At 48.9% G+C, this 20,522-nt stretch carries 16 protein-coding genes; 15 read left to right on the top strand and 1 reads right to left on the bottom strand.

From position 1 onward, the window contains the following. Window positions 1-97 precede the first annotated feature (97 nt). The 11 genes from PMI05_RS00460 to PMI05_RS00410 all read left to right on the top strand — a co-directional run bounded on the left by PMI05_RS00460 (window position 98) and on the right by PMI05_RS00410 (window position 17,587). A complete protein-coding gene (locus PMI05_RS00460) occupies window positions 98-6,652 on the top strand; it encodes a carboxypeptidase regulatory-like domain-containing protein (protein ID WP_007715851.1) in 6,555 nt (2,184 codons plus the stop codon). A 145-nt stretch (window positions 6,653-6,797) separates the two neighbouring features. Further along, window positions 6,798-7,691 carry a MurR/RpiR family transcriptional regulator gene (locus PMI05_RS00455; protein ID WP_007715849.1) on the top strand — a complete coding sequence of 298 codons (894 nt, stop codon included), beginning with the start codon at window positions 6,798-6,800 and terminating at the stop codon, window positions 7,689-7,691. An 88-nt stretch (window positions 7,692-7,779) separates the two neighbouring features. After that, window positions 7,780-8,544 (top strand): glucosamine-6-phosphate deaminase, encoded by a 765-nt coding sequence (gene nagB / locus PMI05_RS00450; protein ID WP_007715845.1) that lies wholly within the window; start codon window positions 7,780-7,782, stop codon window positions 8,542-8,544. 121 nt (window positions 8,545-8,665) lie between these two features. Then, window positions 8,666-9,418 carry a hydrogen peroxide-dependent heme synthase gene (gene hemQ / locus PMI05_RS00445; RefSeq protein WP_007715842.1) on the top strand — a complete coding sequence of 251 codons (753 nt, stop codon included), beginning with the start codon at window positions 8,666-8,668 and terminating at the stop codon, window positions 9,416-9,418. A 121-nt stretch (window positions 9,419-9,539) separates the two neighbouring features. Continuing rightward, window positions 9,540-11,195, top strand: coding sequence for a YcdB/YcdC domain-containing protein (locus PMI05_RS00440; RefSeq protein ID WP_007715833.1), 1,656 nt, complete (start codon window positions 9,540-9,542; stop codon window positions 11,193-11,195). 141 nt (window positions 11,196-11,336) lie between these two features. Next, a complete protein-coding gene (locus tag PMI05_RS00435; protein WP_081496783.1) occupies window positions 11,337-12,326 on the top strand; it encodes an aromatic acid exporter family protein in 990 nt (329 codons plus the stop codon). 224 nt (window positions 12,327-12,550) lie between these two features. Further along, complete coding sequence (locus tag PMI05_RS00430) at window positions 12,551-12,925, top strand: hypothetical protein (RefSeq protein ID WP_007715828.1); 375 nt, start codon at window positions 12,551-12,553, stop codon at window positions 12,923-12,925. Window positions 12,926-12,939: 14 nt separating this feature from the next. After that, window positions 12,940-13,137 carry a hypothetical protein gene (locus PMI05_RS00425; protein ID WP_007715825.1) on the top strand — a complete coding sequence of 66 codons (198 nt, stop codon included), beginning with the start codon at window positions 12,940-12,942 and terminating at the stop codon, window positions 13,135-13,137. Between the two features lie 29 nt (window positions 13,138-13,166). Beyond that, window positions 13,167-14,645 carry a glycosyltransferase gene (locus PMI05_RS00420; protein WP_238543224.1) on the top strand — a complete coding sequence of 493 codons (1,479 nt, stop codon included), beginning with the start codon at window positions 13,167-13,169 and terminating at the stop codon, window positions 14,643-14,645. Window positions 14,646-14,691: 46 nt separating this feature from the next. Continuing rightward, window positions 14,692-15,399: a glycosyltransferase family 2 protein gene (locus tag PMI05_RS00415; RefSeq protein WP_007715821.1), complete on the top strand. Its 708-nt coding sequence runs from the start codon at window positions 14,692-14,694 to the stop codon at window positions 15,397-15,399. 4 nt (window positions 15,400-15,403) lie between these two features. Then, a complete protein-coding gene (locus PMI05_RS00410) occupies window positions 15,404-17,587 on the top strand; it encodes a glycosyltransferase (RefSeq protein WP_007715819.1) in 2,184 nt (727 codons plus the stop codon). Between the two features lie 62 nt (window positions 17,588-17,649). Here the strand turns inward: PMI05_RS00410 and PMI05_RS00405 are convergent, their stop codons facing one another. Further along, complete coding sequence (locus tag PMI05_RS00405) at window positions 17,650-17,838, bottom strand: H-type small acid-soluble spore protein (protein ID WP_007715817.1); 189 nt, start codon at window positions 17,836-17,838, stop codon at window positions 17,650-17,652. A gap of 145 nt (window positions 17,839-17,983) precedes the next feature. Here PMI05_RS00405 and PMI05_RS00400 point away from each other — a divergent pair, with 145 nt between their 5' ends. The 4 genes from PMI05_RS00400 to PMI05_RS00385 all read left to right on the top strand — a co-directional run bounded on the left by PMI05_RS00400 (window position 17,984) and on the right by PMI05_RS00385 (window position 20,288). Continuing rightward, a complete protein-coding gene (locus PMI05_RS00400) occupies window positions 17,984-18,460 on the top strand; it encodes a MarR family winged helix-turn-helix transcriptional regulator (protein ID WP_007715815.1) in 477 nt (158 codons plus the stop codon). 76 nt (window positions 18,461-18,536) lie between these two features. Then, complete coding sequence (locus PMI05_RS00395; RefSeq protein WP_007715814.1) at window positions 18,537-19,721, top strand: ArsA family ATPase; 1,185 nt, start codon at window positions 18,537-18,539, stop codon at window positions 19,719-19,721. Next, the gene (locus tag PMI05_RS00390) at window positions 19,718-19,912 is read left to right on the top strand and encodes a hypothetical protein (protein ID WP_052006401.1); all 195 of its coding nucleotides are present in this window, start codon (window positions 19,718-19,720) and stop codon (window positions 19,910-19,912) included. The genes PMI05_RS00395 and PMI05_RS00390 overlap by 4 nt, the downstream gene beginning before the upstream one ends. Window positions 19,913-19,937: 25 nt before the next feature. Then, window positions 19,938-20,288: a DUF6463 family protein gene (locus PMI05_RS00385; RefSeq protein WP_007715812.1), complete on the top strand. Its 351-nt coding sequence runs from the start codon at window positions 19,938-19,940 to the stop codon at window positions 20,286-20,288. Window positions 20,289-20,522: the final 234 nt, after the last annotated feature.

Genomic DNA, 20,522 nt, shown 5'->3' with positions numbered 1-20,522 from the left:
TTTATTTGTACGGGCACGGACAAGCCAATTAGCAAAGAGAGAGCGGGGGCCATATCACTCTATGTACATATGTTAGGGGGAGAGGTGAGAAAGAAAAATGGCCTATCCTTCTGACAGTCAATTCATCCCGTTCATACTCGGGGGAAGTCCATTCGGAGACGTCCCGAACGATGAAAGTCCCAGCTCTGCCGACATAGTAGGAAACGCTACATTTCCTGTTGCTTTTTCAGCGTATGATGGAACGAATCTTTATTTTCGGATGAGAGTCAACGCAGATCCAAGAAATTCGCAAAAAACAGGGTTTCAAAACTTTGCTTGGGGATATTTGATCAATACAACCGGTGTGGCTGGCACATACCAATGGATGTTGGGCGTGCAAGGCTTGCGCAACCGAATTGCCTTGATTCAAAACACCATTGTTGAATTTAACTCCTGGAACGATCCGGCAGAGGGCACAAACGGTAGTGGAGCACCCAACTGGCAAGCGCCGATTATCAATTTTGACACGGCTCGTGTGCGGCTGACGAATGATGGTTCAAATTTTAGCGACAATCCTGATTACTTCATTGATCTGGTCATGCCGGCTGCTACTTTTTTTTCAACGATCGGTGTTAACTCCCTTACTTCCCTTCAATTCCTCCCCTTTACCTCTACAAATGACAACAATTACAACAAAGACTCTCTGCGAAGCAGTGAAGGCTTTAGCTTTGAAAATTCCTTGAGCAATACGACTACGGTAGCGACAGGAGACGTTCGGGCCAGCCTTGCCATCGATAAGCAGGTAACAGCAGGACCAGCCGTGGTTACCACAGGACAACTATCGCAATGGACGGGATCGATCACTGTCACCAATACCGGAAAGAGCCAGGCAACGACAGTCGTTGTCAACGATTTGATCGAGTTGGATCAGGTAACGGCTTTTACGGTAAACGCAACAAGTATCGGCTCTGTCATCTACAATCCCCTCACGAAGGTGCTCAGCTGGACGATCGGCAATTTGGCCGCTGGTTCTACTGCCAGCTTGTCATTTACGATCAATGGGGTTTTCGCGGTCTCTCCAGGCGGAACGCGGCGGTTAAACACAGCGACAGTCACTGGCGTAGACAGCTTTTCTGGCGGGACGCTTTCTCCTGTTCAGGATAATATTGTCATCACGGTTAACTTGGCTGGAAGTGTTGCTGGCGTGGTGCTTGACCAGTCCACGAACTTGCCTGTAGCAGGTGCGCAGGTCGCGCTGTATGATTCGATTCCCGTATTAATCGGAACGACGACAACAGACACAGATGGTGCCTATTCGTTTACTGGATTGGCTCCTGGTCTGTATTCTGTGTCGGTGACGGCGCCAACTTATGACCCCAAAATCCAGTTCGTGAGCGTTTTGGCAGGGCAGACCACAAGAGCAGACATTTTGCTTCCTCCGAGTCCGGGTCAGGTGAACGGGACGATAACAGATACCGGACTGGCACCCATCTCAGGTGCAGTGGTAAAGCTTATTAATACGACAGGCGTGACCATAAACCAGACAGTGACAGGGGGAGGGGGGACTTATCAGTTTACCAATGTTGTGCCGGGTGCCTACACCCTTGCAGTCAGTTCGGATACATTCCAGCCAGCAACAGTCGCGATCAATGTCATTCGAGCCCAGACGACTACACAAAATGTAGTGCTCCAGACATCAGTTGCCCAGCTATCCGGTCTGGTCACAGGTCCGGGTGGCATACCGATTGCAGGGGCATTGGTGGAAGTGCTGAGCCAGACGGGTATTACGCTGACGGAAACGACAACAAATGGAGCTGGCACGTATCTACTGACCAAGCTCGCAGCGGGTGTTTATCAAATCCGTGTCAGTGCCGCAGGATTTTCCACACAATTAGCTGGAATCAGTCTGCAAGCGGGCGATGCCAAAGTACTTGATTTTTCTTTGACGAATGCATTTGGAACTGTAAGTGGAACCATTTCCGATGCACAAACGGGTGAGGGAATCCCAAGTGCTAGCATCAAGGTGGTAACTCGTTCGGGAATTGCTGTAGGAGAGACATTAACCGACGCGAATGGAGACTACTCATTATCCTTGCTAGGGCCGGAAACCTATATCCTTACGGCTGCTGCAGAGGGGTATGCGGGCCAAACAGTGGGGATAGAAATCATTGCTGGAGCTACTACACCGGTTGACCTCCAATTGGAAAAACTGGCCGGAGTATTGAATGGGACTGTCTCGGACACAGGGAGCAATCCGCTTGGTAATGCCACTGTCATAGTTATGAAGGGAATTGTTCCTGTCGCGCAGACCATTACCGACAGCGCTGGCACCTTTTCCTTCCCGCACCTGGCCCCAGGCACGTATACAGTAACCGCTTCGGCTCCTGGTTATTCCACTGTTGTGTTGGGGGCAACTGTGCAGCCTCAGGAAATAGTGTCCCTTGCTTTTGTCCTGCAAGCTTCTCCGGGATCAATCGCAGGACAGGTGGTCGACAGCGGCAATCAGCCGATTCAGGGTGCCACTGTCATCATTAGGGAAAATACGGCAGCAGGTGCTGTTGTCGCTACTGTATTGACTGATGGGAACGGACAGTATGTGGTACCTAATTTGCTACCACAGGCGTACGTTGTCATCGTTTCTGCTCCGAATAAAACGACAGTGATCACAGGGGCAATGGTCACCTCATTGACGACAACAACGGTGAATGTACAGCTGGCAGACTTGCCGGGAAGCATTTCAGGTTCGGTTTTTGATGCTACCTCGGGTCTGCCGATCACAGGTGCTTCGATAGAGGTTAGTGTGTTGAACCAAACAGGGGCAATCGTCGCCCATGCAAATAGCGATCTGTCGGGCAATTACCAGATCACAGGGCTTGCACCCGGAGTTTATACCATTACCGCCCGTGCAACCAATTATGAAACGAACAGTGCTTCTGCTACTGTACTTGCCAACACAAATACGCCTGTCAGCTTGGCGTTGTTTGCGAGTCCGGGTGAGATTCAAGGACAGGTGCTTGCTGCAGGGACGTTACAGCCGATTGCTGGTGCACAAGTAAATGCACTCGATTTCAATGGCTCCGTCGTGCATTCAGTATACAGCGATAGTCAAGGAAGCTTTGTTATCACCGGCTTGGCGAAAGGTCAATACGTTATCAGTGCTTCAGCGAATGGTTTTCAGTCCAATCATGTCGGAGCCATTGTGCTCGCGAATACAACTACTCCTGTCCAGCTTCAGCTCAATCAGGATTTCGGTTTTATTAACGGTACGGTAGCACCTGTTGTACCGGGAACCACCATTCAATTGTTTGATATCAATAACCTGTTGAGAGGTACAGTCGTCGCAGATGGAAATGGGGCATTTTCATTTTCAGGGGTCGCACCAGGCTCTTATATCCTTATAGCAACCGCCCCTGGATACGCTATTCAATCTGTTGGGGCGATCGTACAACCTGGGCAGACGGCCAACGTTTCATTTACACTTATCCCGAATCCGGGCAGTATTTCTGGAACGGTGCAAGACACGGGTATGCAGCCGATTGTCAATGCCGTGGTCCGTATTCTGGATTTGAATGAGACGACAATAGGCTTTGGCTATACGGATTCAAACGGGGCCTATACAATTGGCAACCTGCCTGCTGGATCATTTGTCGTGGTGGCAAGTGCCCCTGAATATGTTACAGGCTCGGTTGGTGTTACACTTGGACCCGGTGAAAATAAGACCGGAGTAGACTTTACTCTTGAGGCGAATGCAGGCGGGATTAGTGGACAGGTGACGGACGCGACGAATCCCGCGGTATTCATTGCAGGCGCCGTTGTACTGATTCGTTCCATAAGTAACGGAAATGTAGTGGCTACAGCAAGTACCGACCAAACGGGCAGCTATTTGATTCAACATCTGTTGCCGGGTGCTTATACCGTCACGGTAAGTGCGCCTAGCTATGCTGATCAATCAGTAGGGGCCAATGTAGTCAGTGGAGAAACGACGGGGGCTGGTGTGGCGCTTTTGCCTTTGCCTGGGTCCATCGTGGGCAGTGTCATAAACAGCTTGGGTGTACCAGTTACGGGAAGCGAAATCAGCGTCAAGCTGTTGGATAGCAATCAAGCAGTCCAACAGAGCTTGCTCGCGAATGAATCGGGAGTATTTTTCATTGGGAGTGTCTCTCCCGGCGTTTATACCGTTATTGCGTCAGCGCCTGGCTATGCCGTAGGAAGTATTGGTGTGATCGTGACGGCCAATACGGCAACTTCAACGACTGTCATTTTACCTGACTTGCCTGCGGCTATTTCGGGTGTAGTGACGAATCAGATGACGGGATTCGGGATTCCAGGAAGCACCGTGCTCATTACGGATAACCATGGTGTTGTGCTTGCTCAATTATTGACTGACCATCAAGGCAATTTTTTTGCGGAGAAGCTTCCGTCGGGTGTCGTAAATGTAACTGTTTCTGCGCCGAATTTTGTATCTGTCTCGCAGGCCGTTATTTTGCAAGGGGGTATTACCACCAACTTTCAGCAGGCATTAGTTCCCAACCCCGGCAGTTTATCTGGTGTTGTGACTGATCTGGAGACGGGCTTGCCGATCATTGGTGCAACGGTAATCGTCTTCGACAGCACCCGTGCCGCCGTGGGCTCCGTACTGACAGATGCAACTGGTAACTTTTCGCTTGATAGGCTGGCCCCTGGAGGGTACACCGTCAATGTCAATGCAACTGGATATGCAAGCGATGTAGCTGGCGCACAGATACAAGCAGGGGCGGCGTCCGTATTAAGCTTTGCATTAAACGAGTTGCCCGGTGGGATAGCTGGTACAGTGCGAGAGGAAGGTACGGCCTCACCGATTGCCGATGCGGTCATTACGGTTCGACAGGGAAGTCCGTCTGGAACGATACTGGCTATTGTCCTGACGAATGCGCAGGGTCAGTATATGGTGAGTGGACTGTCTCCTGGGAGCTATACACTGATCGCAAGTGCTACGGGATTCGCTGCTGAGGCTTCAACAGTTATGGTCGGATTGGGAGCGACTACCGGTCTTGATTTTTCTTTGCCGAGTCTGCCTGCAAGTGTCACAGGAGAAATTAGTGACGCCATTCTCGCTACGCCATTGCCGAATACGCTCGTTCGCTTGCTGGGCAACAATAACACGATCCTCTTTTCTACCCAGACAGACGCTCAGGGGATTTACTTCATTGATGGATTTGTGGCTGGAAATTACACCATTTTGGCAAGGAACGAAAGCTATCAGCGGGAGAGTGTCTCCTTTGATGTAGCTCCTGGGGGAACAGCTACAGTCAATATCCCACTGGACCCGAATCCTGGTATTTTGCAGGGCACCGTCAGGGATGCGTTTGATGGTACGCCATTGGTAGGGGCGGAAGTTTTGATCTTTTTCCCTGGCACAAACAACTTGTTGTCTCGGACGGCTACGGACGGTCTCGGCCAGTTTAAAATCGACGGCTTGGCTCCCTTAACCTATACACTTGCGATTAGCGCTCAAAACTACACCACCCAGCCTGTTGGTGCGACGATCTTTTCCGGACAGACCACTATGATTGAAGTGGGACTTCCCTCTTTTCCAGCTTCTGTAACAGGTCAGGTACAGGTATCTGGTGGAGTAGTTGTTCCCAATGCATTGATACAGGTGAAGGATTCACACGGGACATTGTTTGGCAGTGCGATTACGGATAACCTGGGCAACTTCGCTGTTGGCAATCTGCCGCCAGGAACGTATTTGATAAGCGCAAGTGAAGACAACTACGCAGCGGCAACGCAAAGCATCACCGTGACTGCTGGACAGACACTTAACGGAGTCATTCTCACGATGTCTCCTCTACCGGGCAACATCTTCGGAAAGGTGACCAATCAGTTGACGGGGCTACCAATCACAGGGGCGGCTGTTGCGATTCAGCTGTTTTCCAACGGCCTGTTTGTTGCCAACACCGTTACGAACCAGAGTGGGCAATTCCAGGTGAATGGCTTGACGGCTGGAGAGTACAATGTCATCGCAAGTGCAGATGGCTTCGGTACACATTATAGTACAGTTACGGTCGCAAACGGGGAGACTACCATGGCGACAGTCGAGCTATTGCCATTCGTCGGAACAATATCCGGGATTGTCCTCTTGCCAGACGGTAGTCAAGCCAGCGGAAACAATATTCAATTGTCACTATTCAATTCAAACCAGATTCGCCTGCAAAATATCCTGGCTGAGCCGGATGGAACATTCCATTTTGTCAATGTGGCTCCGGGTACGTATACCGTTATCGGGACCATCCCGGGTATTGGTACCGGTCAGGCAGAAGCAGTCGTTTTGCCGAACCAAACAACCTTTATCATCATCCGCCTTTCTCAAGCGGGTACGATACAAGGAACAGTTCGATCCGGTTTGACAGGTTTACCAGTTGCTGGAGCGATCGTGTATGTGCAAACGGTGAATCAACCAAACAGAACGACTGTGGTCGTCCAAACAGACAGCTTCGGCAGGTACAAGGTGACTGGTCTTGCTCCCGGCACCTACTTGGTTGTAGCCAATGCGATGGGAAGTGGAGAAGCGAGAGGGACAGTGACGCTGGGTGCAGGGGAAATCGTGACGCTCGATCTGATTCTGCTTCCAGCAGCAATGAACGGATCTTTTCGGGTCGCAACATGTCCGACCTTTTTGTTTACCCCATTTTGACATTTTGGAGAATTACTCCACTAAAAATAATAAATATGGCGGAGAACTCCTTTTTTGATATAATAGCTGTAGAAATACAGCTATTTTGTTTTGGGTAAAAACAACTGTGAAAATCATGACTTATATTCAAGGGGGAGCGAGCCATATGGTGAAACAGCAGGAGGAGCTGTCCCATCCATTGACAGCTACCATCGCAAAGACAAATACGCTTTTGCATATTCAGAGTCTCCTTCCCTCCTTTACGAAATCGGAGCAAAAGGTTGCCCATATCGTCTTACAGCAGACAGACAGCGTGATTTATTCATCGGTGATTGACCTTGCCGAAAAGGCAGGAGTCGGCGAGACGACCGTTTTGCGATTTTGCAGGAAAATAGGCTTTCATGGCTATCAGGAATTCAAGCTGGCATTGGCGCAGGAATTGGTCAATCCAGTCAAAAACTTGCATGGCGAAGTAGGAGAAGACGATTCGCTGGACATCATCACGCACAAGGTAACCGCAACCAATCAACAGGCGATTGGGGATACCACGGCCCTGTTTCAGATCGAACAGTTGGAGCGCTGTGTAGACCTTTTGCAAAAAGCAAACACGATCCATTTTTATGGGGTAGGTACGTCAGCGGTAACAGCTCAGGATGCCAAGTACACGTTCTTGCGGATCGGGCTTCGAGTGGACGCTTTTAATGAATCACATCTGCAAGCGATGGCTGCAGCGACTCTGGGACCGGGGGATGTCGCGATCGGTTTGTCTGTATCAGGCAGTACGAAAGACACCATCGATTCATTGAAAGTCGCCAAGCAGGCAGGCGCCACTTGCATTTGCCTGACGCACTATCGACGCTCACCAATTACGAATGTAGCGGACATTACGCTTCTGACCGCAGCGCAAGAAGGTCCGTTGCAGGGAGGCTCTCTCGCAGCAAAAATTGCACAGCTGCATGTACTGGATGTCATTAGTACGACAATAACGATGCGCAACAAGGAAAAGGCCCTTTTATATAAAGAGAGAACAGCGAAGGCTGTCCTAGAGAGAAAATACTAAGAGGTAGTTCAAAAAGTCGTCTTTTGATCATGGAGTAGTCCTGGGAGACTTTTTGAACTTATCTTATATTGAATAGGAGTGGTTGGAAATGAAGCTCGTGATTGTGAAAGATTACACGGAGCTCAGCAGAAAAGCTGCTGAAATGCTCGTAAGCGAAGTAAAAGCAAATCCGAAGACTGTCTTTGGCCTTGCAACCGGAGGCACACCAGTAGGGATGTATCGTGAGCTGATCAAGCTGTCGCAAGCGGAGAGCATCGATTTTTCGCAGGCGAGCAGCTTTAATCTGGATGAATATGTCGGACTTACCTCGTCTCATCCGCAAAGCTATCGCTCGTATATGCAAGAAAACTTGTTCAATCACATCAACATTCCTGCGGAGAAAACACATGTGCCAGTTGGGAATACGACAGATCATTTGGCAGAGTGTGCACGCTATGAGGAAGCGATTCGCTTGGCAGGCGGGATCGACATCCAGGTGCTGGGGATCGGCAATAACGGCCACATTGGCTTCAACGAGCCTGGCTCCCCTGCCGACTCATTGACACGCGTGGTCCAGCTCACTGACAGTACGATCGAAGCAAATGCCCGCTATTTTGATAGTGTAGACCAGGTTCCGACTCAGGCAGTTTCCATGGGGATCAAGACGATTCTTGGCGCTAAAAAAGTCGTACTTCTCGCAAGTGGAGAGGCAAAGGCAGAGGCAGTGCGATTGATGCTGGAGGGTGAGTCTACGGCAGATGTACCGGCTTCCTTATTGCAATTGCATCCAAATGTAACAGTCATTGTGGATCAGGAAGCAGCGAGCAAGCTGACAACCTCTGTACTGGCAGGAACCAAACCAAGCGGCAGCTAATGCACCGCTTGGTTTTCATTTTTCTTGTTCACCAATCTGTTCCGAATACGCACTTGTTCCTTATGCTATACTGGGAATGTTGCAAGAAGGTCACCAGATTTTTCAAAGGAGCTGATTTAGAATGAGCGCAAACGAAGCGTTGCTTACATTAGAAGGTTGGTATACGTATCATAATTTCCGCACCATCAATTGGGAAAAGTGGAAAGCAGCGTCCGCAGCAGAACGCCAAGAAGCGTTGGACGAGCTGAATGCATTGATCCGCACATGGGAAGCGAATGAGGGCGAGAACCAAGGCAGCACGGCTGTCTACTCCATCCTCGGACACAAAGCAGACCTCGTGTTCATGTTCCTGCGTCCTACCATGCAAGAACTAGATGAGATCAAAACAGCGTTCAATAAAACCCGCTTTGCTGCCTATACAGAAGCTCCTTATTCGTATGTATCCGTAGTAGAGCTGAGCAACTATGTACATAACCCAGGTGAAGATCCAAAAGCGAATCCGCACGTGCGTGACCGCCTCTATCCGATCCTGCCAAAATGGGAGCACATTTGCTTCTATCCAATGAACAAAAAGCGTGATCTGCAAGACAACTGGTACATGCTCTCCATGCAGGAGCGCCAAGAAATGATGCGCTCCCACGGCTTGATCGGTCGCTCCTACGCTGGCCGCGTGAAGCAAATCATCGGTGGCTCTGTTGGTTTCGACGATTGGGAGTGGGGAGTTACCCTGTTTGCCAACGATCCGCTGGAATTCAAACATATCGTCTACGAAATGCGCTTTGACGAAGTGAGTGCGCGTTTCGGTGAATTCGGCAACTTCCTCGTAGGAAACGTATTGAACGTAGAAACACTGGCGAAAAAGCTGGAAGTATAATCAACATCCCCAAAAATCCGCTGTGCGAGATAGTCGCATTGGCGGATTTTTTTATTTGAGCCTTTGTTTTTAAAAAATGGTAAAATTAGGTTGTTTGGAATTGGAGAGGAGAGGTTGAATTGTGTTAAAACGTACTTCATCGTGGGGACTTTCACTTGGTGTGACATCTTCCATTTTGATGACAAGTGTGTTCACTACAGGAGGCGTCGGAAGTTTGGCACCAGTCGTACATGCTGCTGAGAAGACGCTTTCGGAGAAAGAGGCAATCGCACTTGCCCAGAAGCAGTTGGCGATGCTGGGTGAGTATAAGCTGAGAGATGCCGAATTTGTAGACGGCATTGAAATGTTATGGGGGAAATCAATATGGTATACCAGCTGGAATAAAGAAAATGGTAGAAGTTTTGGTGTGCAACAGGATGCAACATCAGGGGAAATATGGAAATATGAGTCTCTTGGGGAAGAACGAGAATTGAATGCAAATCAAAAGAAACTTACGGAAGATCAGGCGTTTCAAGTGGCGACTCAATTTCTTAAGCAAGTAGCGACAGAAGAAGAACGGAGCCGCTTATCCAAGCCCAATGAATATCCTGATTCGGACATTTTCTATACGCGTAATAAACCGGGAATAGATGTCAACTTTACTCGTATCGAAAACGGGATTCCTTTTCTGGAAAATGGGTTTCGTCTGATAGTGGGCAATGATGGGGAAGTGATCTATTTTGAGCGGCGTTGGACAGAGGGGAAACTACCAGATGCTTCGAAAGTCATAGAGATAGCGGAAGCTGAGAAGAAATGGGATGAAGGGGCATTTCCAACATTTTTGTACAAGAATATGGCGTCCAGCTTTCGTAAGGAATCTGAATCATACCAGCTCGTTTATGAATTCCAGAGAATCGACCCACAGTTTGTCGAAGCCATCACAGGAAAAATGATCAATTCGTATGGACAGGTTGCTACAGAAAGGAAGAAACAGCCTTTAGGGAAAGCTGTTCCTCCAACCACAACAGAACGAAAGCTCATTACAAAAGACGAGGCGCAAAAAATAGCGGAGCAACAGCTCAAAAAGCTTCCGGGTACATACCGTTCGAATGGCAGGATCAATGAATCAGGGTCTGATGAAAAGAGCTGGTATCTCGAGTTTATTTCCCAACCAGGGGATGGCGAGAAGTCAGATACTGTAACTATAGGAATTGACGACCGTGGCTATTTAGTCCAATACAGTTTGAATGCAAAAATCAGGTTCAGAGAAGAGAGCAAGAAAATAGAAAAGGGTATAACCTGGGAACAAGCACAAGAGAATGCACGAAAACTCGTACAAACATTCTACTCTGATCAGTTAGGTAAAATTTATGCAGTCGACTACGCTCCTAGTGAGGAAAGGATCAAAGAAATCTGGGAAAATGATGAACCATATGAGATTGAATTCGGCTATCTGATCAACGGCAAACCGGTAGTTGATACCATCTTTCAAGTCGATGTCGACGCTGAGACAGGGGAAGTAGTGGATCTGTATAACCATTTTTATTATCATGGACCTTCGGGTGATTCATCTCTTCCCCAAAAAAATGAAGAGGTTATCGATCTGAATACGGCGAAAAAAGTGGTCAAAGATAACAAGAAGCTTATGCTCACCTACTTTCAACCAAAAGTTGATGGGAGTTATGGAAGAGATAAAATGCTCGAACAACCACTCCTCGTCTATCGTTATGTGGGAGAGAAAGGACTCGTCACAGCAGATGGCAAGTGGCACAGTTTTACCAAGGAACGAAAGCAGTAGCCGAGTGAGTGGCACAAGCCAGACCGCATAAATACCCGCGCCGACATTCCTACGAAAATTTATGAAACCTTGTCTTTGGTTCCCGGACACTTTTTGTTAAAGTAAACAGGAAAGCATTTTTGACAGCGGAGGGGAACAAGACTGGGCTTTCTCAAGTTTAAAATTGGTTATCGTACGTTAAAAACAGCCATTGGAACGGCTATCTCGATTCTGATCGCCCAGCAGCTAGGCTTGATGTATGCTTCTTCTGCGGGGATCATTACGATCTTGTGTATTCAGGTGACGGTCAAGCAATCGTTTCAGACAGCGTGGAATCGGATTCTGGCCAGTTTATTGGGTCTGGGAATCGGTGTCTGCCTGTTTTCCCTTATGGGCTATACGCCGCTTGCCATTCTCCTTTTCATTTTGCTTTTCTTGCCGCTCGCGGTGCGTTTTGGCATTCAGGAAGGCTTCGTCAACAGCATGGTTGTGCTCATGCATCTGTATTCTTCAAAGAGAATTGACGGGATGCTATTGCTGAATGAGGTCGCTTTGCTCGTCATCGGTGTGGGCGTAGCCCTGCTGGTCAATCTGTACATGCCGAGTCTCGACAAAGAGCTAAAAGGGATGCAAGTAAAGGTGGAGAAGCTGTTCAGCAAAATCTTGCTGGAGTTCTGCTACTACTTGCGTCACGGGGAAAGTGATTGGGACGGGAAAGAATTGATCGAAACAACTGGTGTTTTGGAAACGGCGATTCGCTTAGCCTCACGAGATGTTGGCAATCGATTGGGCCGTCGTAACGATTCGTACTACGAGTATTTTGTGATGCGGCAAAAGCAGTTCGAGCTATTGGAACGCATGATGCCAATCGTCTCTTCCTTGGACAATCAGGTGGCAGAGAGCCATCGAATCGCAGATTTTCTTGCGCGAATCAGTGACTCGGTACATCCGGGCAATACTGCCTACCGCTTTATCGACCAACTGCGCGTGATGCAAGAGGAGATCAAGGCAGCAGATTTGCCGCGAACGCGAGAGGAATTTGAGACGCGTGCCTCACTGTTCTACCTCCTTCGAGAGATTGAGAGCTATTTGTTCATCAAACATGAGCTAGGCAAAAACAGGGACGAGAAGGCTCAGGCGGCGAAGAGTTAGACAAAACAGTACGTAACAATGAAAGAGTTGTAGAATATCGAAGGAAGGGCTGCGAATACTTTTCGCAGTCTTTTTTTGCTTTTCGGTAAAAATTCCGTGAACTTTTCATTAAAATCGAAAAATTGCACAGTTGTCCTAGTACGTTTTTGAACTTACTTGTATACCGTGTACAAGCGGCGAAAAATAAATCAAAAGAGTAGGATCAAGGAGATGAGAGTGACCAGATGAAATTAATTGTGAATGAAAAAGAGTTGAAAGAGTATTTTCAAGGGCTTCGGCGTCTCGTCTGGGGCAAGGAGCAAACAGACGAAGGAAGCGGAAATGACAAGGAAGATGCCATTCGTAGTTCGCTACGCAAAGAACTGTACGCAGAAGAATTCGCCGCATTTCTGCAAGAAAACCACAGTAATTTGCAACGCGATTCTTTTCGCAAAGTGCTGCTGCGCTATTTGCATGAAACCGTCGAGCTGGGAACAGATGCAGGGAGTGTCACAGGGGTCCTGGATGAGGTTGGCCGGGACTATGCCGAAATCATAGAGTCAAGCGGCACACGTGTGCTGATTCGTTTCACACAAATTAATTATGTTCATGCGGTGTAAGGAGGAGAAGACAAATGAACTATGTACAGAAATTGAGAACGTTTATAGGCGATAGTGTACAAGTCGTAATTGGATTCGATGTGATCTCCGGTGAGTTGCTTGGCGTGACCAATTCGACATTAACCGTGCGTGCAGCAAGTGAGCCAGGCTATGGCGGTGGTCAAACAGTGGTATTTCAACTGGACCGTATCACGTATGTGCGCGTCGTCTAATGGTGGGGCGGCATGGGAGTAGGGGCCTAGTGCCCCTATCCATTCTAATTCCTGCCATGCATGGCACAGATCATCTGCCAAAGCTGATTGCCGCATGTAAACAGCTTGCACCTCTGGAGATCATCGTGATTTCGAAAAGGACCCTGGAACTTGGCTCAGGTGTTCGCGTCGTTCTTGCAGAAGCAGTTGAGAATCTGTTCGCATGGCGGAGAGAGGCTGCCAAGCATGCAAGAGGGAGTGTCCTACTTTTTCTCGGCGAAGAGCAAATCGATTCGCTGTCTGGATTGCAGCGCTTCTTGTTCCCAATTTTATATGGAAATGCACAGGTCGTTTTGCCCCAGCATGATATTCGGAACAGGAGAATGACAAAACCACGGCCCATCCACTGCTTTTCCCTGCTGGTAAATAACCTCTTCGGTCGCTCTGACCTGCGTGAAGCTTCCTTGCTGGACACACCTCACGCGATGACCAGAGAGGCACTTTCCAAAATCGGAGTAGAACAGTTGGCACAGCCTGTCCAAGCGCACAAGCGTGCGGTTGTGAGCGGGCTATCCATTTCCGCTCAAACCATTGGAATGGGACCGGAAGATCGGTTGTTTTTGCCCCAGCTTCACGGTTCGTTGCTCAAAGAGCTCTCTTTGTATGAAAAGCTGGTGATTGCCGAACAGCTTGATCTCGTCTCGCGTCTTCCTTTTCGCGGCGGACTGTCCGATGGAGGCAGGCGAAGAGATATAGCTGAGAATGTGAGCGATAAAAACAGCAGTATGCCTGTTACGCAGGTAGGGAAATGGCCCTTGCGACAAACAACTCTTTACGGTGGGAAAACGGTATCCGTAATCATTCCAGCCCTTAACGAGGCAGTGACGATCCAGCAAGTGATCCGTGAAGTTCTTCGGCTGGAGCCGGTTGAAATTATCGTGGTTGTCAATGGCTCGGTTGATCAAACAGCACAGCTTGCCCGTGAATGCGGCGTGACGACCGTAGAGTTCCCACATGCATTGGGCGTAGATACAGGACGAGCAATTGGGGCAAGTCTGTCGAAAGGCGACATTCTGCTGTTTGTCGATGCGGATATTATCATGACCGCGCATGATCTGTACCCATTTGTTCTGGCGTGCGAGTGCGGCGTGGATGTGGCACTGAATGATGTTTCCACATTTTTGAATCACCCTTGCCCAGACAACATCTTTGTGGCTTGTCGCCAAGCTCTCAACTTGGCTTTGAATCGTAAGGATTTGGGGATCGGGTCTATGGTGACCGTCCCCTTTGCCTTACGCAGGGAAGCGGTTGCTCCGCTCGGGTGGCACATACTGCTTTGCCCGCCAAAAGCACAAGCTGCATATGCACAGGCAGGTGTGAAAATGGAATTGGTTCATCAGGTGAACAGCTTCACCTCCAACCGACTCCGGCCAGAAAAACACTTCGCCAGCTCCGGAATGCCCCCTGCTGTCGAACAGATTGCGGGTGACCACGTGGAAGCCTTGCAGTTTCTGGCGAAAGGACGGTAGCGAGGATGCGATGTGAAAACAAGAAGACTGGAAGGAGGGAATGAAAGTGGCAAAACAGCGAATAGATGGTCTCGTGAGTGTCGTCATTACCAATTTCAACAGGGCTGCTTATATACGAGAGTGTCTGGACAGCATCCTTCAGCAAACCTATGAAAATTGGGAAATTATCCTGATTGATGATGCTTCGACGGATCAATCGGTAGAAGTCGCTAGAGAGTGGCTGGAACAAAATGAAAGGTTTTTTCCGGAAGACAATCAGGTGCTGATTCATGCGCTCCCTCGCAATGTTGGCTTTGCGGGTGCCATCAACATCGGACACTACATGAGCCGAGGTGAGTTCATCGCAAATCAGGACTCGGATGATTTCTCTCATGTCCTGCGCCTTTCGCGGCAGGTTGAGTATTTAAAAAGTCAGCCCCAGATTGATTTGGTCGGTACGAATTATTACGCATTTTCGTCCGATCACCCGGAAAAAAAGGACCTTGCAACATGGATCAGGTACGGCGATGACATTCGCAAGGTATATGGGAGCGGCGGACACTGTGTCTGTCATGGAACCTGTATGTTTCGGGGGCGCTTGTTTGATCAGGTTGGTGGCCCGACTCGTCGGATCGATGGTGCAGAAGACTACGAATTTATCGCCAAAGCTTTGAATGCGAGAGCAGGCGTCAACAATATCGCAGAAGCGTTGTACTATTACCGAATCCACGCTGAGCAGCGTTCGGCGCAATATTATCGGAAAAAGGGGGTGTAAAAATTTGAATAGCAGTAATGATCGCATCTTGATGGTGCTGGATAATTTGGGGACAGGCGGAACCGAGACACATGTTCTCAGCATGGGCAAAGCGTTGCAAAAAAAGGGCGCCCACCTGTTTTATGCTGGCGGGAACGGCCCCCTCTATCAAGAGTTTGTCGATGCAGGTTTTTTGGTTGAACGAATCGAATCCGCACGGGAACCTCTCACGGCACGCAGGCAGCATTTGATCGAGAGTTACCAGGGGGTTATGAAACAGCATGGCATTAGCATCGTCCATGTGCATCAGACTCCTTCAGGCTTACTCGCCGCTACTGCCGCTAGTCAGTTGGGCATACCTGTCGTGTTTACCTTGCATGGCACGTACTATCCAAAGGATGAAGCGATAAAAGTAGCGCAGCTCTGTTCCGCTGTCATCAGTGTGAGCAAACCTGTCCAACTATTCTGGGAAAAGCTAGGGGTGAAAACCACACTCATTTCCAATGGGATTGATGTGGAAGATTTCCGGCCTGACTCTGCAAAAATGGTGAAGCTGCCTTCCTTGCCGTCTGATGCCACAGTGGTTACGTATGTCAGTAGGCTGGCTTGGCAAAAAGCGACGGTGTGCAACATGGTGTTGCGAGCAACCAAAACGTTGCGTAGTGAAATCCCCAACCTGCATATCGTGGTGGTAGGCTCGGGTGCCCAGTCCATTCATGTACATGAGCTGGCAAAAGCGTTGAATAAAGCAGCAGGGCAGCCCTATATCCACATTGTGGGGGAGCAAACCGATGTCCGGCCGTATTACGCAATCAGTGATTTGGTGATTGGAACAGGTAGGGTCGCACTCGAAGCGATGGCGTGCGAAAAGCCTGTGCTTGCGATCGGAAATCATGGCTACGTTGGGTTGGTCGCGCCTTCGTCTTACGATTTGGCTTGGGACTGTTACTTCGGTGACCATTCCTCTGTGCAGAAGCCGTCTCCTCAGTTGATCGACAATGCTCTGCGTCAAGCATGTCGCGACCGGAGTCAGCTGAAGGAAATAGGGGGTCTAGGAAGAGCGTGGGTCCAATCCAATTTTCATATCACCCAGAAATGCGCCTCCTTGCTTACCATCTACGCTCAATTGAAGAATGGGGGAGGTCAGACGAGTATGAAAAAAGTTTTGTACGTAGGTTGGCTAGGGTTCAAAAATTTGGGTGACGAACTGATGTGGGATGCCTTTCACGATTTGTCCCGCAAATATCTCGACCCGTCAAAATACAAGGTGATTCCTTCGCTGCCAGGGGTTGATCTCAACGATTTAAGCGAATATGACACCGTCGTTTTGGGGGGAGGCTCGCTTCTTGTTCCCGGTTATGTGGATGTAGCTTATCGTGCTGTTGAACAGAAAAAGCGGCTATGGATCTGGGGGAGCGGATTCGACTCACAGGATAAGGTGCTGCTCGATTCCTCTGGCACTTTAACTACGAAGCTCTTGACAGGCAATGAAAAGATGAGCCAGATGCTCAAAAAAATCGCCGAACACGCTACGTTTTTTGGAGTACGAGGACCGGTTACTCTTCAATACCTTCAGCAAGCGGGAATAAGCGACAAAGCATGGATCAGCGGAGACCCGGGGATGCTGCTTCTCCCTGCATCATCAGCATCATCAGCAGACAAAAGCAAGCGATTAACCATTGGTATCAACTGGGGGACGTCCTATAATCGCATCTATGGGAAAAACGAGAACGCCGTAGAGGATGCGCTGGTGCATGCAGCCAAGAAGCTCATCAAGTTAGGCTACGATATCCATTTGCTGACGATGTGGGGACCGGATCGGGAAGCCATAAAAAGACTGCACAAAAAAATCGGCGATCCAACGCATACGATCCTCGACTTGGAGCTGCACGACCATTCAAAAATGCTGGAGCTAATGAAAGGTTTCCAGGCGACGATTAACTTTAAGCTGCATGCCAATGTGCTGAGTGCCGCTGCCGGAGTTCCGTTCGTCTGCTTAGCGTATCGCATCAAAAGCATCGACTTCGCTTATTCCTTGGACCTGCCGGAGCTCCTCGTCTCGACAGACGAACCACAATTAGGCGACCGAATTCTCATCTGTACCTGGGAAGCAATCGCACGCAGGGAGCAGATCGCAGCAAAAATAGCAGCCAGTCAAAAAAAGATGATGGAGAATTTGGAGCAGCCGTTTATCCAAGGTCTGCTTTAAATCAAAAGGGGACCTGTGATTCACTACAGGTCCCTTCCTTCATTCATGAAAAGGGATGAAAATTAGTACTCACCGTGCTCCCGCAAGCTGGCTACAGGCACACTCATCTCCTGATCGGGCTGGTTGAGCGGGTAAATCCTCGCCATGTCATTGGCATCATCGATGTGCTGGATGTATACGGGTATTCCATCGCAGGTAACATTCGCCATAACGGGTGAAGCGGCGATTTCTTTCGCGCGCTGTTTATTCATTTTGATTCCTCCTGTCTTACGTAACAGCATTAATATGTACGTCAGCCCGGCAAGGTATACTTTTTGCACCTGTTGACATTCCCTAAAATATGTAATAGATTGAAAAGGAAATTACTACGAAATCGTACTAAAAGGAGTCACCGGTATGCAGCAACTATACGACCTCTTTCTGAAAACCGGTTTGCGTCCGTTCGCATTTATGTCCGATACGATGCAGCTGGAAGAAAAACTGACTCGTTCTGATTTGTCGACCCTCCTCATATTGCTGTTCCGCGGAGATTTGACCATGTCAGAGCTGGCGCAAGAGATGGGGGCGCCGCTTAGTTCGATGACCAGCATCGCGAAACGGCTTGAACGCAAAGGATACATCGCGAGGGCTACCTCTGTAGAGGATCAACGGGTGAAGCTCGTCACGCTGACACAACCAGGCAAACAGCTCGCTAAAGAATCAGAGCAAATGATGCTGACGATGCTGGGCAGGCTTCAGGAAGCATTTACACCGGAAGAAATGGAGCAATTCACTACCCTTTTACTCAAGGCAGCCAAGGTATTTCAGGAGGGAGGCCCTGTCAAGCCTCGTGAAACAAAGGTTCGTTCCATCAAGATCAACATTGAAGAATAGTCCGTTCGAACCTGCTTCTTTTTTTGTCTAATTACTACGAAATCGTATTAAATGGATCGTGAAGGAGAGAGTCGAGATGAGAATCATCATCTACACCGGCAAAGGTGGGGTTGGGAAGACGAGTGTTGCAGCAGCAACTGCTGTTAAGCTGGCAAAGCAGGGAAAGAGGACGCTCGTACTCAGTACGGATGCCGCACACAGTTTGGCTGATTCATTGGGGACTGTGATCGGACCAGACCCCGTACCAATTAGCGAAAATTTATGGGGCCAGGAAGTAAACAGCTTGCGGGAAACCGAACGCAACTGGGGGGCAGTACAGGGATGGCTGACAACACTGCTCGACAAAGCACAGCTGACTGATATTACAACGGAGGAAATGCTCGTTTTTCCTGGCATGGAGGAATTGTTCAGTTTGCTACAGATCAAGGAACACGCCATGAGCGGGCAGTTCGACGTCCTGGTAGTAGATTGTGCCCCAACTGGAGAAACACTGCGTCTGCTCAGTTATCCGAACGTATTGAATTGGTGGTTGGAGAAAATTTTTCCGACGGAGCGCAAGCTGATCAAACTCGTTCGCCCAGTGGCCAAGATCGTCAACAAAGTAGAGCTTCCTTCTGATGATGTGCTAGATAGTGTCGAGCAGCTCGTTCGAGGGCTGGAGGAAATGCAACGAATTGTTTTAGACCCGGAGATTACATCAGTGAGGATCGTAGTAAACCCAGAAAAAATGGTGCTTGCGGAAGCAAAGCGCTCGTTTACGTATTTGAATCTGTTCGGGTTTAATACCGATGCCATCATCGTGAATCGGGTGCTTCCGGATGAAGCGGGAGAGGGATTTTTTGCCCACTGGCGAGAGCTGCAACGAAAGTATGAGAACGAAATCGTGGAAAACTTTCAGCCGCTGCCGATTTTGAAAGCACCGATGATGCCAAAAGAAGTGATTGGCCTGCCCATTCTAGAAGAATTGGCTGATATCGTTTTCGGAACAGAAGACCCATCCGCCAAGCTTTATCAGGGCAGAACGGAACTGATTCGAGAAGTGGACGGCGAGCTGCATTTGGAGCTGATGATTCCTTTTGTGGATAAAGATGCCTTGGATTTAACGCAAACAGGGGATGAATTGACCGTAAATGCGGGTGCCTACAAGCGCAAAGTCATTTTGCCACGAGTATTAATGGGACGACAGGTTACGGGAGCAAAATATGCAGAAGATCGGCTGATCATTCGTTTTAGCGCAAGGGAAGGGGCTGTCCAGCATTGAGACGTACTGGATTGAATAAGGTGCTGACGATTCTCGGGAACATGGAACAGCATGGAACCGAGCGACATGTGAAAAATGCCTGCAAAGAATGGCTACTCGCATCGCGGTCAGTGATCGACAGCATGATCGATGCGTTACAGGATGAACAAGACCGTCCGAGAGCTCATAAAATCAACATTTCCAAGGAGTAGGCCAACTTGAGAGGAGAGAATTGACATGGTAAGTGGGATCAAGCGCCAAATGGGTTTCACTCTAATCTTGACAGGACTGCTGCATACGGTTGTCGGTCTCTTTTTCTACGCGGAGCCACTTCAGCAGATCCTCGCAAACGGCTTTTGGAATGCGGTAGGGCAGGAAGAAGATGCTGCTTTCTGGTTTATGATGTTTGGCTTTTTGTTGATGTTGCTCGGATATATGGCGGATTGGCTGATGAAAAAGAAGGGAATGGAGCCGCCGGCTACCTTCGGGTGGACGATTCTTGGCATATGCGTGGTCGGGGTGATTGCCATGCCTGTATCGGGCTTCTGGCTAGCCTTACCACAGGCAGGCATCCTTCTGCGCAAGTGATGTAAGAAATTTGCGGATAGGTAGATGGTTCAGATAAAATGAATGTAACCATTTTCCATATGTTTCAATATCCGAGGTGATTTTTATGAACTTCTTAGATGCAAACAACCAATGGACCCCAGAGTTTTTGGAACACATCCAAAAATCCGCAAAATCATCCATCAAGCTCACACTGACGAAAGAAGCGGCTACCTTAACGGATAGCAAGGTAGGCGGAAAGCCTTGGCTGCCGCC

Origin of the sequence: Brevibacillus sp. BC25 (assembly GCF_000282075.1) — a bacterium.
Classification (GTDB): domain Bacteria; phylum Bacillota; class Bacilli; order Brevibacillales; family Brevibacillaceae; genus Brevibacillus.
The sequence above is the reverse complement of the archived record's forward strand: the minus strand, read 5'-3'. Positions and strand labels throughout refer to the sequence as shown.

Coding starts and splice junctions, on each gene's coding strand:
- nagB (WP_007715845.1), top strand. CDS start 7,780: ATGAAGCTCGTGATTGTGAAAGATTACACGGAGCTCAGCAGAAAAGCT.
- PMI05_RS00425 (WP_007715825.1), top strand. CDS start 12,940: ATGAACTATGTACAGAAATTGAGAACGTTTATAGGCGATAGTGTACAA.
- PMI05_RS00405 (WP_007715817.1), bottom strand. CDS start 17,838: ATGAATAAACAGCGCGCGAAAGAAATCGCCGCTTCACCCGTTATGGCG.
- PMI05_RS00430 (WP_007715828.1), top strand. CDS start 12,551: ATGAAATTAATTGTGAATGAAAAAGAGTTGAAAGAGTATTTTCAAGGG.
- PMI05_RS00400 (WP_007715815.1), top strand. CDS start 17,984: ATGCAGCAACTATACGACCTCTTTCTGAAAACCGGTTTGCGTCCGTTC.
- PMI05_RS00455 (WP_007715849.1), top strand. CDS start 6,798: ATGGTGAAACAGCAGGAGGAGCTGTCCCATCCATTGACAGCTACCATC.
- PMI05_RS00385 (WP_007715812.1), top strand. CDS start 19,938: ATGGTAAGTGGGATCAAGCGCCAAATGGGTTTCACTCTAATCTTGACA.
- hemQ (WP_007715842.1), top strand. CDS start 8,666: ATGAGCGCAAACGAAGCGTTGCTTACATTAGAAGGTTGGTATACGTAT.
- PMI05_RS00460 (WP_007715851.1), top strand. CDS start 98: ATGGCCTATCCTTCTGACAGTCAATTCATCCCGTTCATACTCGGGGGA.
- PMI05_RS00395 (WP_007715814.1), top strand. CDS start 18,537: ATGAGAATCATCATCTACACCGGCAAAGGTGGGGTTGGGAAGACGAGT.